Source organism: Sodalis sp. RH15 (assembly GCF_047324255.1).
Taxonomy (GTDB): domain Bacteria; phylum Pseudomonadota; class Gammaproteobacteria; order Enterobacterales; family Enterobacteriaceae; genus Acerihabitans; species Acerihabitans ligni.
This window is the reverse complement of sequence record NZ_CP178738.1, coordinates 4,331,851-4,346,739: the sequence shown is the minus strand read 5'-3', so window position 1 is coordinate 4,346,739 and position 14,889 is coordinate 4,331,851. Positions and strand designations below refer to the sequence as shown.

At 51.9% G+C, this 14,889-nt stretch carries 15 protein-coding genes; 7 read left to right on the top strand and 8 right to left on the bottom strand.

All coding sequences use genetic code 11. The features are described from left to right. Positions 1 to 79: 79 nt before the first annotated feature. Entirely contained in the window at positions 80 to 1,315 is a 1,236-nt protein-coding gene (locus ACL2XO_RS19710) for an Nramp family divalent metal transporter (RefSeq protein ID WP_413725159.1), read from the top strand. A gap of 81 nt (positions 1,316 to 1,396) precedes the next feature. Here the strand turns inward: ACL2XO_RS19710 and mgrA are convergent, their stop codons facing one another. Further along, a complete protein-coding gene (gene mgrA, locus ACL2XO_RS19705; protein ID WP_132927087.1) occupies positions 1,397 to 2,386 on the bottom strand; it encodes an L-glyceraldehyde 3-phosphate reductase in 990 nt (329 codons plus the stop codon). 226 nt (positions 2,387 to 2,612) lie between these two features. Between mgrA and ACL2XO_RS19700 the strand changes: the two genes are divergently transcribed. Together ACL2XO_RS19700 and glk are read left to right on the top strand one after the other, a co-directional pair. Next, positions 2,613 to 3,314: an aspartate/glutamate racemase family protein gene (locus ACL2XO_RS19700; RefSeq protein WP_413725158.1), complete on the top strand. Its 702-nt coding sequence runs from the start codon at positions 2,613 to 2,615 to the stop codon at positions 3,312 to 3,314. A 146-nt stretch (positions 3,315 to 3,460) separates the two neighbouring features. Continuing rightward, entirely contained in the window at positions 3,461 to 4,423 is a 963-nt protein-coding gene (gene glk, locus ACL2XO_RS19695; protein WP_413741340.1) for a glucokinase, read from the top strand. A gap of 188 nt (positions 4,424 to 4,611) precedes the next feature. Here the strand turns inward: glk and ACL2XO_RS19690 are convergent, their stop codons facing one another. Then, entirely contained in the window at positions 4,612 to 5,346 is a 735-nt protein-coding gene (locus ACL2XO_RS19690; RefSeq protein WP_203523615.1) for a LytR/AlgR family response regulator transcription factor, read from the bottom strand. 36 nt (positions 5,347 to 5,382) lie between these two features. Beyond that, positions 5,383 to 7,050 (bottom strand): LytS/YhcK type 5TM receptor domain-containing protein, encoded by a 1,668-nt coding sequence (locus tag ACL2XO_RS19685; RefSeq protein WP_413726981.1) that lies wholly within the window; start codon positions 7,048 to 7,050, stop codon positions 5,383 to 5,385. 487 nt (positions 7,051 to 7,537) lie between these two features. Between ACL2XO_RS19685 and alaC the strand changes: the two genes are divergently transcribed. The 3 genes from alaC (at position 7,538) to iraP (ending at position 10,514) form a co-directional block, all read left to right on the top strand. After that, on the top strand, positions 7,538 to 8,779 hold the full coding sequence (gene alaC / locus ACL2XO_RS19680) for an alanine transaminase (RefSeq protein ID WP_132927097.1): 1,242 nt from the start codon (positions 7,538 to 7,540) through the stop codon (positions 8,777 to 8,779). 188 nt (positions 8,780 to 8,967) lie between these two features. Further along, the gene (locus ACL2XO_RS19675; RefSeq protein ID WP_413725156.1) at positions 8,968 to 9,801 is read left to right on the top strand and encodes a CPBP family intramembrane glutamic endopeptidase; all 834 of its coding nucleotides are present in this window, start codon (positions 8,968 to 8,970) and stop codon (positions 9,799 to 9,801) included. Positions 9,802 to 10,211: 410 nt separating this feature from the next. Continuing rightward, positions 10,212 to 10,514, top strand: a complete 303-nt coding sequence (gene iraP / locus ACL2XO_RS19670) for an anti-adapter protein IraP (protein WP_413725155.1) — start codon at positions 10,212 to 10,214, stop codon at positions 10,512 to 10,514. A 175-nt stretch (positions 10,515 to 10,689) separates the two neighbouring features. Here iraP and azuC read toward each other — a convergent pair whose 3' ends face one another. Both azuC and ACL2XO_RS19660 read right to left on the bottom strand, forming a co-directional pair. After that, positions 10,690 to 10,773: a stress response protein AzuC gene (gene azuC / locus ACL2XO_RS19665; protein WP_132928064.1), complete on the bottom strand. Its 84-nt coding sequence runs from the start codon at positions 10,771 to 10,773 to the stop codon at positions 10,690 to 10,692. Between the two features lie 177 nt (positions 10,774 to 10,950). Next, a complete protein-coding gene (locus ACL2XO_RS19660; protein ID WP_413741339.1) occupies positions 10,951 to 11,430 on the bottom strand; it encodes a carboxymuconolactone decarboxylase family protein in 480 nt (159 codons plus the stop codon). 248 nt (positions 11,431 to 11,678) lie between these two features. Between ACL2XO_RS19660 and ACL2XO_RS19655 the strand changes: the two genes are divergently transcribed. Next, positions 11,679 to 12,020, top strand: coding sequence for a hypothetical protein (locus ACL2XO_RS19655; protein WP_132927105.1), 342 nt, complete (start codon positions 11,679 to 11,681; stop codon positions 12,018 to 12,020). Between the two features lie 441 nt (positions 12,021 to 12,461). On the opposite strand, the gene ACL2XO_RS19650 is transcribed toward ACL2XO_RS19655, so the two are convergent. The 3 genes from ACL2XO_RS19650 to ACL2XO_RS19640 all read right to left on the bottom strand — a co-directional run bounded on the left by ACL2XO_RS19650 (position 12,462) and on the right by ACL2XO_RS19640 (position 14,886). Further along, complete coding sequence (locus tag ACL2XO_RS19650; RefSeq protein WP_203523607.1) at positions 12,462 to 12,827, bottom strand: GtrA family protein; 366 nt, start codon at positions 12,825 to 12,827, stop codon at positions 12,462 to 12,464. Between the two features lie 281 nt (positions 12,828 to 13,108). After that, positions 13,109 to 14,356 (bottom strand): formyl-CoA transferase, encoded by a 1,248-nt coding sequence (gene frc / locus ACL2XO_RS19645; protein ID WP_413741338.1) that lies wholly within the window; start codon positions 14,354 to 14,356, stop codon positions 13,109 to 13,111. A 92-nt stretch (positions 14,357 to 14,448) separates the two neighbouring features. Next, a complete protein-coding gene (locus tag ACL2XO_RS19640; RefSeq protein WP_413741337.1) occupies positions 14,449 to 14,886 on the bottom strand; it encodes a PAS domain S-box protein in 438 nt (145 codons plus the stop codon). Positions 14,887 to 14,889: the final 3 nt, after the last annotated feature.

Genomic DNA, 14,889 nt, shown 5'->3' with positions numbered 1-14,889 from the left:
AAACGTTCCAAATGCACTTGATAATTATTATCGTTTGGGTACGATGAAGCTGACTCGATGGATCATAAGGGTAACCGATATGTTGAATAGCCGAACCGTTGATGAGGTAAAGAGCTCCGGGCGAAAGATCAAGCTGTCCCTGCTCGGGCCGGCATTCATCGCCGCTATCGGGTACATCGATCCGGGTAACTTCGCCACCAACATCCAGTCCGGGGCCAGCTTCGGCTATCGTCTGCTGTGGGTTGTGGTCTGGGCCAACTTTATGGCCATGCTTATCCAGCTCCTGTCGGCAAAACTGGGCATCGCCACGGGTAAAAACCTCGCCGAGCATATTCGTGACCGGTTTCCGCGTCCGGCGGTGTGGGCTTACTGGATCCAGGCGGAAATTATCGCCATGGCCACCGACCTGGCGGAATTTGTCGGCGCCGCCATCGGCTTCAAGATGCTGCTGGGGGTGTCGCTGCTGCAGGGCGCGATATTAACAGGCATTGCCACCTTCCTAATCCTCATGCTGCAGCACCGGGGCCAGAAACCGCTTGAAGTGGTGATTGGCGGGTTGCTGGTATTCGTCGCCGCCGCGTATATCGCCGAACTGTTTTTTTCCCAACCGAATATCGCCGAGCTGGGCCGGGGTATGCTGATTCCCACCCTGCCGAACGCCGACTCGGTGTTTCTGGCGGCCGGGGTGCTGGGTGCGACCATTATGCCCCATGTTATCTATTTGCACTCGTCGCTGACGCAGAACGCCATGAAGGGCACCCGAGCCCAGCGTTATTCCTCCACCAAACTGGATGTCGCTATCGCTATGACCACCGCCGGGTTTGTTAACCTGGCCATGATGGCCACCGCGGCGGCGGCGTTCCATTTCAGCGGACATGCCGGTATTTCCGATCTGGGCGAGGCTTATCTGACTTTGACGCCGCTGTTGAACCATACCGCGGCGACGGTGTTCGGTCTGAGCCTGGTGGCGGCCGGCCTCTCCTCAACCGTGGTGGGCACCATGGCGGGGCAGGTGGTGATGCAGGGGTTTGTCCATTTCCATATTCCGCTGCTGGTGCGTCGTCTTGTCACCATGCTGCCTTCTTTTATCGTCATCATGGCCGGTTTGGATCCCACCCGAATCCTGGTGTTAAGCCAGGTGCTGCTGAGTTTCGGCATCGCCCTGGCGCTGATACCGCTGCTGGTCTTTACCGGCAATCGGCAGTTGATGAATGAGATGGTCAATACCCGTCTGGTAAAGATTATCGGCTGGTGCATCGTGGTGGTGGTGGTGTCGCTGAATATCTACCTGCTGGTGTGTACGGCGCTGGCATAAACCCTGCTCCGGTAATAATCATTGAAAAGGCCCGGACTATGTTCGGGCCTTTTTTGACGGCGTGTTGTGAGGCGATTGTCGTCAGCCCAGGATGGCGTCTATCTGGCTCAGTTCGTCTGCGCTGAACTCGCGGTTGGACAGCATGCCCACCGCATCCTCGATTTGTTCCGGCTTGCTGGCGCCGATAAGTACCGATGTCACCCGGTCGCCGCGCAGTATCCAGGCCAAGGCCATTTGCGATAATTTTTGTCCCCTGGCAAGGGCGATGGCGTTAAGCCCGCGCACTTTATCCATCGTCCGGCTATCCAGCCGTTCCTTGGTCAGGAAATGACTGCCGGTGGCCACCCGCGAATCCTCCGGAATACCGTCCAGATAACGATCGGTAAGCAGACCGCCCGCCAGCGGTGAGAAGGCGATGGAGCCAACACCGGAATCCGCCAGCACATCCAGTAATTCCGGTTCGACCCACCGCTCGAACATCGAGTATTTGGGTTGGTGTATCAGGCACGGGGTGCCCAAATCCTGCAGAATCTTGAATGCCTGCCGGGCCAGCTCCGCCGGGTAATTCGACAATCCGATATATAAAGCCTTGCCCTGACGCACCAGCAGATCCAGGGCGGTCATGGTTTCAAGCAGCGGCGTGGCGGTATCGGGACGGTGGTGATAAAAAATATCCACATAATCCAGGCCCATGCGCCGCAGGCTCTGGTTAAGGCTTGATACCAGGTATTTTTTAGATCCCCAATCGCCGTAAGGCCCCGGCCACATGGTGTAACCCGCTTTGGTGGAAATGATCAGCTCGTCGCGGTAGGGATGCAAGTCCTCACGCAGCAAACGGCCGAAATTTTCTTCCGCCGAACCTGGAGGCGGCCCGTAATTATTGGCAAGGTCGAAATGGGTAATACCCAGATCGAAAGCGCGACGCACCATATTGCGGCTGTTTTCAAACCGGGTTATATCGCCAAAATTATGCCACAGTCCTAGTGACACCGCCGGAAGCTCAAGGCCGCTGGCACCGCAGCGACGATAAACCATGTCCTCATAACGGGTAGGACTGGCCAAATAAACCATACAAATTCCTCAAATCATTAAGCGGGACGGTAGGGTAGCCATTATTGACCGCCGCCGCCCGGTAGGCGATCACATTTTGGGTGTCTGTAATCTTAAAGCTCTCAATTCAAGCTGATGCGGACATTGAACTCAACCTGTGACAAGGATACATTCGGTTAAATTATTTTTTCTGTGATGTATAATCCGCCCGGCCGTATACCGCCGCCGGGATCAAAAGGACAATGCCATGAAAACGCTCGGACTGCTCGGCGGCATGAGCTGGGAATCTACCTTACCCTATTATCGTATGATCAACCAAGGGATTAGCGAGCGGCTGGGCGGCTTGCATTCCGCAAGCCTGCTTCTTTGCAGCCTGGATTTCGCCGACATCGCGCAAATGCAGGCCGGCGGGGAGTGGCGCCGTGCCGGGCAATTGCTGGCGGATAAAGCAGTGGCGTTACAGCAGGCGGGCGCGGAGGCTATTGTGTTATGTACCAACACAATGCATAAAGTGGCGGATAATATAGAACAGACTTGCACCTTGCCTTTGCTGCATATCGCCGATGCCACCGGCCGGGTCATAAACCGTCAAGGGCTGCGCCGGGTGGGATTGCTGGGCACCCGCTTCACCATGCAAGAGGATTTTTACCGCCAACGGCTGGCGCAATCCCACGGTATCGAGGTTGTGGTTCCGGATGATCATGACAGCGATATTATCCATCGGGTGATTTTCGAGGAGTTATGCCTTGGCCGGATCCGTCCCGAATCCCGTGAGGCTTATGCACGTATCATCGCCAAACTTGAGAGCCAAGGCATTGAGGGGCTCATTCTGGGTTGCACCGAGATAGGATTGTTAATCAGTCAGGACGACGCCGCTGTACCCTTGTTCGATACTACGGCGATTCATGCCGCCTCGGCCGTTGCGTTTGCGCTGGGAGACGAAGGGTAAGAGGAGGATGGAAGGCTCATCCTATTTAAAGCTTTGCCAACATATAGCAATGGTTATTATAACTGGTATCATTATTTTATTATTTATACTTTTTGTCCGACGTTTGCCCTACGGCAATGTGCAAAGTAAGTGGAGCCTTGAATATAATGACTAAATACGCCCTGGTGGGTGATGTCGGCGGGACAAATGCCCGGTTGGCGCTGTGCGATGTGGACAGCGGGGCAATTTCCCATATCCATACCTATTCTTCCCAGGAATACAGCACCCTTGAAGCCGTGATCCGGCACTATCTCGAGGCGCAGAAGGTTGCCGCCGCCGAAGCCTGTATCGCCATTGCCTGCCCCATTACCGGCGATCGGGTGGAGATGACCAATAATTCCTGGACCTTCTCCATCAAAGAGATGAAAGCGAACCTTGGTTTCGCGCTGTTGGAAGTTATCAATGATTTTACCGCCGTGTCGATGGCGGTACCGGTCTTAGGCGAGGCCGATGTGGAACAATTCGGCGGCGACAAGCCCCGGCCGGGACCGATCGTGGTCTATGGCGCGGGTACCGGGTTGGGCGTCTGTCATTTGCTGCGTCAGGACAAACGCTGGATAAGTTTGCCCGGCGAGGGTGGGCATGTGGGTTTTGCCGCAGGCAGCGACGATGAAATCGCTGTTCTGACCCAACTGCATGCCGTACGGGGACATGTTTCGACCGAACGGGTACTGTCCGGACCGGGCTTGGTGAATATCTACCGCAGCCTGATGTCCGCCGAGGGCCGGACTCCGGAAGATTTACGTCCATCGCAGGTTACCGATCGGGCCATTGACGGCGCTGATGCCGACTGTCGCCGCGCGTTGTCGGTATTCTGCGAAATCATGGGCCGCTTCGGCGGGAATCTTGCGCTGAACATGGGAACCTTTGGCGGGGTGTATATTGCGGGCGGTCTGGTGCCGCGCTTTAAGGATTTTTTCCGCGCGTCCGGGTTTCGGGCGGCTTTCGAGGATAAGGGCCGTTTCAAAAGTTATCTGGCCGCCATTCCGGTTTATCTGATTACCCATGAGCAGCCGGGCCTGCTGGGTGCCGGCGCCCATTTGCGGCAATTGATGGGCAGCGAGCTTTAAAGCGCCCGGCCTCCCTTTAACACGATCGTTGCACGTTCGGTGATAGCGGGCCTGGCGTGCCATGAGGCGCTCGGTCGGGCGGAAAAAAACGCCCGATTCGACCTCATTGGCGCGCTCTCCCTTTAACACGACCGTTGCACGTCCGGTGATAGCGGGCCTAGCGTGCCATGAGGCGCTGTCTGCTTTATTCACAACCGCATCAGCTGGCGGAAGGCTTTGACCTTGCTTCTGCTCACCGGCACCTCAAAATCCAGGTCGTTTAACCGTAGCAGATAGGTATTGTTAAACCACGGGACGATTTCGCGAATTTTCGTCAAATTCACCACGTAAGATCGATGACAGCGGAAGAAAAATGCTTCCGGCAACCGGGTGCAAAATTCGGTGATCACCATCGGCATGGTGAAAATTTCTTTACGGGTATACACCAGCGTCACTTTTTCCTGTGCCGCGGCATAGTAGATGTTATTGATATCGGTAACAATAATACGTTCGTCTTTTAGCAAATTTATGGAATGGCGGTCGGAAGAGGAATTGTTACTACTGGGGAGCGTAGCGGCGGGAGCGGCAAGCAGCGCTTCCAGTTTCTGCAGCATGGTGACAATGCGCGATTCTTGATAGGGCTTGAGGATGTAATCGAAGGCCTCCAGCTCAAAAGCTTCCACTGCATGTTCTTTATAGGCGGTAATAAAAACTATCTGCGGCTTATGAATGAATTTGCTGATGCTTTGCGCCAGCAAAACGCCATCCAGAGAGGGAATATTGATATCCAGAAAAATCACATCCACTTCATGGCCCTGTAAATACCGCAGCACGTCCAGGCCGTCTTCAAAGGTGGCTTCAATGGTCAGACTGCTGTGTTTACGGATGAGATAGCTCAATTCCTCCTGCGATAAGAACTCATCTTCGACAATAACGGCTTTCATACGGTTTCGCTTTCTCTGAACAATAAATCCCGGCTGTCAGGCGGCCAGCTTATTGCTTTTATGGGGAATGTAAAACCAGATTTCAGTGCCTGGTTCAAGACGGCGGATATGGAGACCCTCGCCGTATAATAACGATACGCGATGATGCACATTCAGCAGGCCGATTTTTTTACCCGGTAATTCGTTGCGCTTCACCTGTTCAATCACCTCTTGGCTGATGCCGTTGCCGGTATCCTTCACCGAGATGCGAATACGTCCGCCGTCTTCTCTGACGGAAATCACCACTACCCCTTTACCTCGGCAAGGCTGTATACCGTGGACGATAGCATTTTCCACCAAGGGTTGGATCAGCAGACTGGGAATAGAAAAAGACAATTCCTCGTCAATATCGTAAATGATGCTTAATTTGCTGCCGAACCGCGCCTGCTCAATGGCGACATAATCCTGGATTTGATAAAGCTCCTTTTTGATATCAATCTGGGCATCATTAAGCTCCAGGTTATAGCGCAGATAACGTGAAAGATTGATAATAAGCTGGCGGGCAGTATCCGGATTGATGCGGATAGACGATGAAATGGCATTCAGGGCATTAAACAGGAAATGCGGATTGATTTTGCTTTGCAACGCCCGCAGCTCAGCCTGGTCGGCCATTTCCCGCAGCTGTTCGATGCGGGAAACCTCAATTTGGGTCGAGATGATTTGCGACAGGCCGATGGCCATAACCTTCAGGGAATTGGTGATCTGATGGGCATGGCGATAATAAATTTTCAGCGTACCGGTCACGACGCCTTTTTCCCATAGGGGAATAATGATCAGAGAATGTATTTGCGGAGTGCGTTCCGCCTCATCATTATTCTTGATGGTGATTTTGCCGCTCTGGATACTCTCTTTGGTCATATCGCTGATGATTTCATGGCCGATGTTATAAAATTCGGCGCCAACACCGACATAAGCCAGAATATTGTGCTCATTGGTGATGGCCACCGCGTCGGCCTTGATATCGGTGCGGATGATATCGCAAATGGTATTAAGGGATTCACTGTTGATATGTCGGAAATAGGGTAATGTTTTGTTGGCAATATCCAGGGCCAGCTTGGCCTGCCGCGCCGCAATCACTTCTCTTTCGTCTTCCACCCCCTGCACCAGCAGCACAATCATGCCGATACTGACGCCGCCCAGAATCATCGGCATCGCAATCTTTGATACGATATCCAGCCCCAGCGACATCGGCTGTGCCCACAGCACCACCAGCAGCATGGTCAGGCACTCGCAGAGCATGCCGCCGATGATGCCGATCCCCCAGCGATGCTCTTTAATGATTTTTAATTTGATGTAGCCGGAAACAAACCCCGCCACTACGCTGCTGATAAGGCAGGGGACCGACGTGGGACCATTGATATCAATGAGATAACGATGTACACCGGCAATGATGCCGGTGGTAATGCCGACCCAGGGGCCAAACAGGATACCGCCGGACATGACCGCGATAATCCGTACGTTAACCAGCGAGCCTTCCACATGGATACCGGAATAGGTGCTGAAAATCGCGAACAGGGAAAAGATGGCGGTGACCGCCAACAATTCCTGGCCGGTATGCTGCTCTTTTTGCAATAGCTGCCGAAATTGACGGGTTCTGGTCAATAAAAACAGACAAATCAACATCAATGCCGCGCGTTCATAGACCGCCAGCAGCATATCAAACATCTCTTTCACAACCCCGTCCCGCTCATCTAACAGTACTGCCGCTACTATAAGCAAAAGGCGGTCAATGTTCCAGCCGCGCCGTCCCGGGCTTCGCGTGAGGAATATATAATTGAGGAAACTTGAGTAAAATAAAGAGGAAGCCTATTTTCCCCAATTATGCATTAGCTAGAGTGAGTTAGACGCTGAAAAGAGGAAATTATGCTGTCTTGGATTGAGTTTTTTACCTCTTTTAATGTCCGCGCTTTTGTATCTACAGCGCAAAAAGTTTCCCTTAACCGCTAAACAAAGCACGTTCGACAATAAAGCCGGCCTTAACCGGTATCTTAGTTCTGCCCCGGAGAAAGAACCGCCGACGAATATTCTCTTGTACCGACGCGGAACGGTTATCCATTGTATTGCCGCTGATTCTGGGATAGGTTTTAACCAGACCTTAAATAGGGTCAGCGTCGCTCGGATGGTCCGGGCGCTAACGTACATTGAGGAAATTATGGCCGAATCCGGTTCACCACGGCGTTTTACACGCATCGATCGTCTCCCCCCTTATGTATTTAATATCACTTCCGAGCTGAAAATGGCGGCGCGCCGTCGCGGTGAAGATATTATCGATTTCAGCATGGGCAATCCCGACGGGCCGACACCGCCGCACATCGTAGAAAAACTCTGCACCGTGGCTCAGCGCGAAGATACCCATGGTTATTCCACCTCCAGGGGCATTCCGCGTCTGCGGCGGGCAATTTCGCGCTGGTATGGCGATCGCTATGGGGTGGAGATCGATCCTGATAGCGAAGCAATTGTCACCATCGGGTCGAAAGAGGGCCTGGCGCACCTGATGCTGGCCACCCTTGATCATGGTGACACGGTGCTGGTGCCCAATCCCAGCTACCCCATTCATATATATGGCGCGGTGATCGCCGGCGCGCAGGTACGTTCCGTACCGCTGGTGGAGGGCGTGGACTTTTTCCGCGAGCTGGAGCGGGCCATTCGTGAAAGCATTCCCACCCCGAAAATGATGATCCTCGGCTTTCCCTCAAATCCCACCGCTCAATGCGTCGAGCTGGATTTTTTCGAGCGGGTGGTGGCGCTGGCGCGCCAGTATGGGGTCCTGGTGGTCCACGATCTGGCCTATGCCGATATTGTGTATGATGGCTGGAAAGCGCCTTCCATTATGCAGGTACCGGGCGCCAAAGAGATTGCGGTGGAATTCTTTACCCTATCAAAAAGTTACAATATGGCGGGATGGCGCATCGGGTTTATGGTGGGCAATGCCGAACTGGTCAACGCGCTGGCGCGCATTAAAAGTTACCACGATTACGGCACCTTCACACCACTGCAAGTGGCCGCCATCGCCGCGCTGGAAGGGGACCAGCAGTGCGTGCTGGATATCGCCGAACAGTATCACCAGCGCCGGGACGTGCTGGTGCGCGGTCTCCACGAGGCGGGCTGGATGGTGGAGAATCCCAAGGCCTCCATGTATGTCTGGGCGAAAATCCCGGAACACTATGCCGCCATGGGTTCGCTGGAATTCGCCAAAAAATTGCTGTCGGAGGCCAAGGTCTGTGTCTCTCCCGGGATCGGTTTCGGTAATTACGGCGATACCCACGTCCGGTTCGCCTTGATTGAGAACCAGGATCGTATCCGGCAGGCGGTGCGGGGCATCAAAGCCATGTTCCGCGCCGACGGGCAATTGAAACCCAGCTCCGCCAAACATGTCGCCGATCAGGCATTATGAGAATACTGCAACCGGGCTATGCCCGGTTGAGCCTTTAGATATTCCTGCTAGACTTCAGCTCATCAATATAAAGAATTCATTACGCAGAAATCCGGCTCGTAAAAGCACTATTGCCGCCCGGTTTACAATTCATCCCACATTATTGACTATTCCGCTTCGTTTTTTATTATTTTATAGGATGCAATGCTATGTGGGTACTTCTGGCCGCCGCACTCACCTGCGGAGTCTTCCCACGTTTGGATCGGCGAATCACCGCGGCTGTTTTTTTCACGGCCTTGCTCCTGGCGGTGTATGAAAAGATTTTGGGCTGGCCGGCGATACTGGCGCTGATTTTCTTCCAATTGACGGCAGCGGCTAAAAGTTTTTTCCGCAGCAGCCGAGCATTCACCGTCGGCGGCGAAGCCCTTCTTTTACTCGGCAGTCTGGGATTGTTTATGCACCTGTTCCCGGGTTTTCATAATCCCCGCGTTGTCGACAATATAGCCATAGGTCCCTTGAGCGCCCGATTCAGTTTGTATCTCAATATTGATAAAGCATTGGTGCCGGTCTTGCTGCTGGCATGTATGCCCACATTGTTATCAAGACCAGTGCCGACGCATCCACGCTGGTTTTATTGGGCGGGACTGGCACTGAGCATATTTGCCTTGCTCTGCCTGGCAACCCTGCTTGGCGGGCTTCGTGTTGAGCCCCATTTTCCCTCTTGGCTGGGTTGGTTTATCCTGTCCAACTTTTTTTTTGTCGCCCTGGCGGAAGAAGCATTGTTTCGTGGTTATCTGATGCAGCGTTTACAGGACTGGACTCATAATCCCGCCATTGCCCTGGGCGTATCGTCGCTGCTATTCGGGTTGGCGCATACAGCCGGCGGCTGGATGTTGGTACTGTTTGCCACCCTGGCCGGAGTTATTTATGGTTTGGCCTGGTTATGGAGCGGCAAACTATGGGTTTCGACGTTGTTTCATTTTCTGCTTAATCTGATACATCTGTTATTTTTTACCTATCCTTTTTATCGGCCCGGCGGATAAACTTTTGTTAAATTTATAGCGTCATATAACATCCCCCGGACCATCTCATTGCCCAAGCGATCACTTTTTCCCGGTCGGAAGAAACCCTTAGAAGCGAATCGTCAAAAACTCGCCTGGAGATAGCTCCTTATCGCTGGCGCTCTTTAATCCCGGCTGAAAAGTTGTTTCGCAGAAAGAATGATTAAGGAGATGTTATTACATAAGATAAATTAATGTTTAGTATGATTGCCAGCAGAGTTTCATCTTCGCGAAAGGGAGCGGAACCGGACGGATCTAGTGATTGGGAGAGCTTTGATGTGAATACTTACAGTCCGTGGATGTGATCTTAATCATTAAAAGAGTATCATGATCAGGCTATGTTTGGGTTGTGACAGTGTCGTTACCGCCTTTTTTTTTTCGAGAAATATAATATGCAAAACCTTGTCATTGATATCCTGAGAAAATTGGCGAAAGTTGATGCCGCTACCAAGGATTTGATAGCGCAAGTAGAGGCTCAGTCCCTTCTTTTAGCCGCGTTAATGCTAACCGTGGGTAAAGGAAGCTCTCCAGTAATGGCGACCAATATTGAAAAAGCCATACTGTCCGCTGCCAGCGCCAGTGAAGAAATACTGCAAACGGACGTTGATTTGCTGTTGTCGCATTTTGTCCGCTTGATTTCGGTTTCGCAATTCGTTGAAGTGAATGGTGAGGAAACCAACGCCGAGAGCTCGTAAAACGGGTTTTATCCCTTAATCAAGCCATTGCGTAACGCCGTGATGGCCGGAGCAGGTTCCCCTCCGATAGACGCTTAATACTTCCGTAAAGAGAAAGTAGGCGGGAAAAAGCGGCATCAACCGGGTAGAAGCATAAAAAAAGCTGCCGTAGCAGCTTTTTTTTATATGCGTGGTCTTAAAACATCGCGCCAGGCGGCACATCTTTTACAGTGTTAAGATATGAAGCCAGCATTTTTTTCAACAAGTTACGTAATTTCATCTGTCCAGCCCGTTTGGCAATGTAATATGAATGTTGTCTACGGCATTAATAGTATGATCTGCGTCACATAAAATCAAGTTTATGTGATGTTCATCACAATTTTTTTTGCTGTTTCTATTCATTCAGGCATGTATTTGCGGGTATCACGGGCTTTAGGAAGACTGGTGCCATTCAAAGTTAATTTAACCCGGCCTTACTCAATCCAAAGGCGGCGTCCGCTGAGCCCGGGACCGCTCTGAACGCCACGTTCAGCCGGTTCCAACCATTGATGGCAACGATTAAAAAGCTGAGATCCGACACCTCTTCTTCGGAGAGCTGCGCGCGCACCGCTTCATAGATGACGTCGCTGACGCCGTGCGTTGAGAGGGTGGTCAAGGCCTCGGTCCATTCTAATGCGGCCTTTTCCCTTGGCGTAAACAGCGTTGACTCACGCCAAATGGCAATATGGTATAAACGCAGTTCACGCTCGCCATGAATTTTCGCTTCCTTGACATGCATGTCGAGGCAAAACCCACAGCCATTGATTTGCGAAGCCCGGATGGTCACCAGGTGGCTGAATTCTTTAATGACGGGTTTGGCGGCCAGGGCCGCATTGAAGTCGAGATATTTCCCGGCGAATCCGGCCGACAGCTTGAAGTAATCTAAACGTTGACTCATATCGTTACCTATTCAAAATTTTTGTGAAGCACTGGTCTGAGAAAATCGCCATTCAAGGTATAGCGGCCAAACCAGAACTGTTTTAATGCCCAGCGCCACTATGCGGTAGAAGTAAAACGGGCAACAGTGACAAGAACTGCGTTTACGCCTGGGCCATGAATGAGTTCGATACGCCATGCTTCAAACGCGCTATCTGGCGGTTTTGCCATGGGATGCTATGATGTGAAAAATTTTCCCGGAAACCCCTTATGAAGACATTGATACTTGCATTGTTATTAATAGTCACGGCGGTGCCTGCTTTCGCCAGCGTTACCTATACGAAAGAAAATCTCACTACTTTGTATTCAAAAGGAAAGCTTCCCAAGGTCGGTCCGGCGGTAACAATCGATGACACCGCTATGGATTTTAGCGAATGCCGCAACCAAGGGAATGAAACCTATACCTCGTCCATCGGCAACTACCCCGCCAAGATTATCATCGATTCCGGCGTACTTTATACCCTTAAACTGTGGAAAGAGAACGCGCTGATAGTCTTCAATTGCTCCAGAACGGACGGGAAAAGGACAATGACCCAGGCTGATTATCAATAAAAGAATTTTGGAAATGAATGATATTGCGGGCTACTTAAAACGAATAACCTGACTAGGGATTAAAATAGAAAATTATTATATTCTGGAAATTCATCGGATTATTTTGTTGACATCAAGGTATTATGTACAATGAAATGTCAACGTTATATCTCGGCGAGTTTTTGATATACAGACCCACCATAGAGTATGGTTTTCTTTATCATGTTTCTGCGAGCGTTTTTCTGTGCTATCAATGTAAAGCAGATTTGCATTATAAAAACGGGCTAAAATAGATGGTGAAGGAGACGAAGTAACTCGTTGATAAAATTCAAGGTTGGCAGCATCGCAGTCATCCGGTGTTCATATTTTAGGCGATTATATCAAAAGAAAAATGCCTTAACAAACCGAAATTTTAGGCAACATTATCGCTTTATCTGGGGTAATATGCCCCGATAAAACAAGCTAATCATTACTTCCTTTGAAAACGATATAATTTGAATATAAAAAACCACAAATCAAACTGAATATTGAGAACGAAATCAGCGTATATAGCCCTTGGATATTGAACGTGTCAGCGATCAGGCCGAAAACAATGCTCATCAATCCCAAAAAGCCGACAAAAAGAATGTAACGTTTTATCGTCGATTTGCGCTTGAATGTGAATTTCGCGTTGGCAAAAAATGAGAACGTCACGGCGAAGGAGAAGCCGATGACGTTGCATATGGCTTGGTTGTTAGTAAACTCATGACGGATTATCGCAAAAACCGCCCAGTGTATTAACGTATTGACTATCCCAACGGATACATAACGATAAAATAATCTATTCATATCAAAGAAATAAAAAAAATAATTTACTCATTGTATCTCATTGAGAGCAAATGTCCATGGAATGTAATGGACATGGCGGGGTCGCCGGTGAAGTCCTGGCTTCCATCGGCGCCGATGGCGGTGCCCGCCGGTCTGCGGGCTAAAGATGGCCAAAAGATAAAAGGGCAGTTGGAACTATCAGTGAAAGAAGGGACATTATTCATTCAAGGAACGGCGTAATCTACTTAAGCAACAAGCGACTACGCCTGCATGGATAACCCTGATATCAACACTACTCCTTATCAAATCACGTTTTTGTTGCGCAGGGCCGCCACCGCCTCGTCGCCATAGCCCAACTCACGCAAAACCTGAACCGTATGTTCGCCGCGCAAGGGCGAAGAGGTGATGTTCACCGGGCTGTCAGACATCCTGATGGGCATGCCAACCGTCGTGTATCTGCCACGCACCGGATGATCAACCTCGACGATAGTGCCATTGGCGCGCAGGGCGTCATCCTCGGCAATCTCCTTCATTGAGAGAACCGGGCTGCAGGGGATGTCATAATGGTTAAGAATTTCCATAGCCTCGAATTTTGTCTTGGTCATAGTCCATTGCTCGATGCGCCCGAAGATCGATTTCAATTTTGGCAGGCGGGCGGCGGGCGTTTTGTAGCCTTCGTCCTCAGCCCAGCCCTCTTCGCCGATCACTTTGCACACCGCCGGCCAGACCGCTGCTTGGGTGATGAAGTAGATATAGGCGTTGTGGTCGGTTTCCCACCCCTTGCATTTGAGAATCGATCCCGGCTGGCCGCCGCCGGAGGCATTGCCGGCACGGGGCACCGCCTCGCCAAAGTGGCCATCGGGGAATTGTGGATACTCATCCAGCACGCCGGTACGTTCCAGCCTTTGTTGGTCACGCAGTTTGACACGGCATAAGTTGAGCACCGCGTCTTGCATTGACACCGACACTTTTTGTCCGCGCCCGGTGGCGTGACGCTGGTAAAGGGCGCAGACGATGCCAAGGGCGAGATGCAGGCCCGAGCCGGAATCGCCGATCTGCGCACCTGTAACCACCGGCGGTCCATCGTCGAAGCCGGTGGTTGACGCGGCGCCGCCCGCGCATTGCGCTACGTTCTCATAGGATTTGCAATCCTCATAGCGACCCGGCCCGAAGCCCTTGACCGACGCGAGGATCATGCGTGGATTGGTGGCGTGAATATGCTCCCAGGTTAGACCCATGCGGTCCAGCGCGCCGGGAGCAAAGTTCTCAACCAGCACATCACAACGTTTGACGAGGCTGTCTAACACCTGCAGGCCCTCGGGTGTCTTGGTGTTGAGCGTGATCGCACGTTTGTTGTGGTTAAGCATCGTAAAGTAAAGACTGTCCGCATCGGGAATGTCGCGCAATTGCTTGCGTGTCGCGTCCCCCTCGCCGACGCGCTCTATCTTGATCACATCGGCGCCCATCCAGGCGAGCAACTGGGTACAGCTCGGGCCGGACTGCACATGGGTAAAATCTATAATTCTGATCCCGTCCAATGCCTTGCTCATGAAAATTTCCCTCGAATTAATTCCGTATATTCATCCGTTTTGCTCACCCTAAGAGCATGCCAAAACCGCCGGTCCGCTTGAAAAGCCGCCTTCTATGAAGGCGACTTGGATTGCACTTCGGCTTGTGCCTCGGCCAGACGCTTGCGCACTGCGCGTTCTTCACTGAAGCGGGCGGTCTCATCGCGGATGACGGCGACGATTAACGCAGGCTTGCTGTCCTCCCCAGGCAGCAAAGCCACGGTGAACGCGATGGAAATAGTGCTGCCATCACGCGTTAAGGCCGGTACTTGGAGCAGTGATGTGCCGTACTTCGTGATGCCGGTATGCATGGTCTGGTCGTAGCCGGACCAGTGCCGCCGGCGTTGCCGCTCGGGAATGATAATATCGAGCGAGGCGCCTAACGCCTCGCCGGCGGTGAAGCCGAACAAACGTTCGGCGGCCGGGTTCCAGGCGGCGATGGTCCCGGAAACATCGGAAATAACGACCGCGTCGCCAATCACCGTGAGGAACTGCTCTAGAGTGAGTGCCATGGC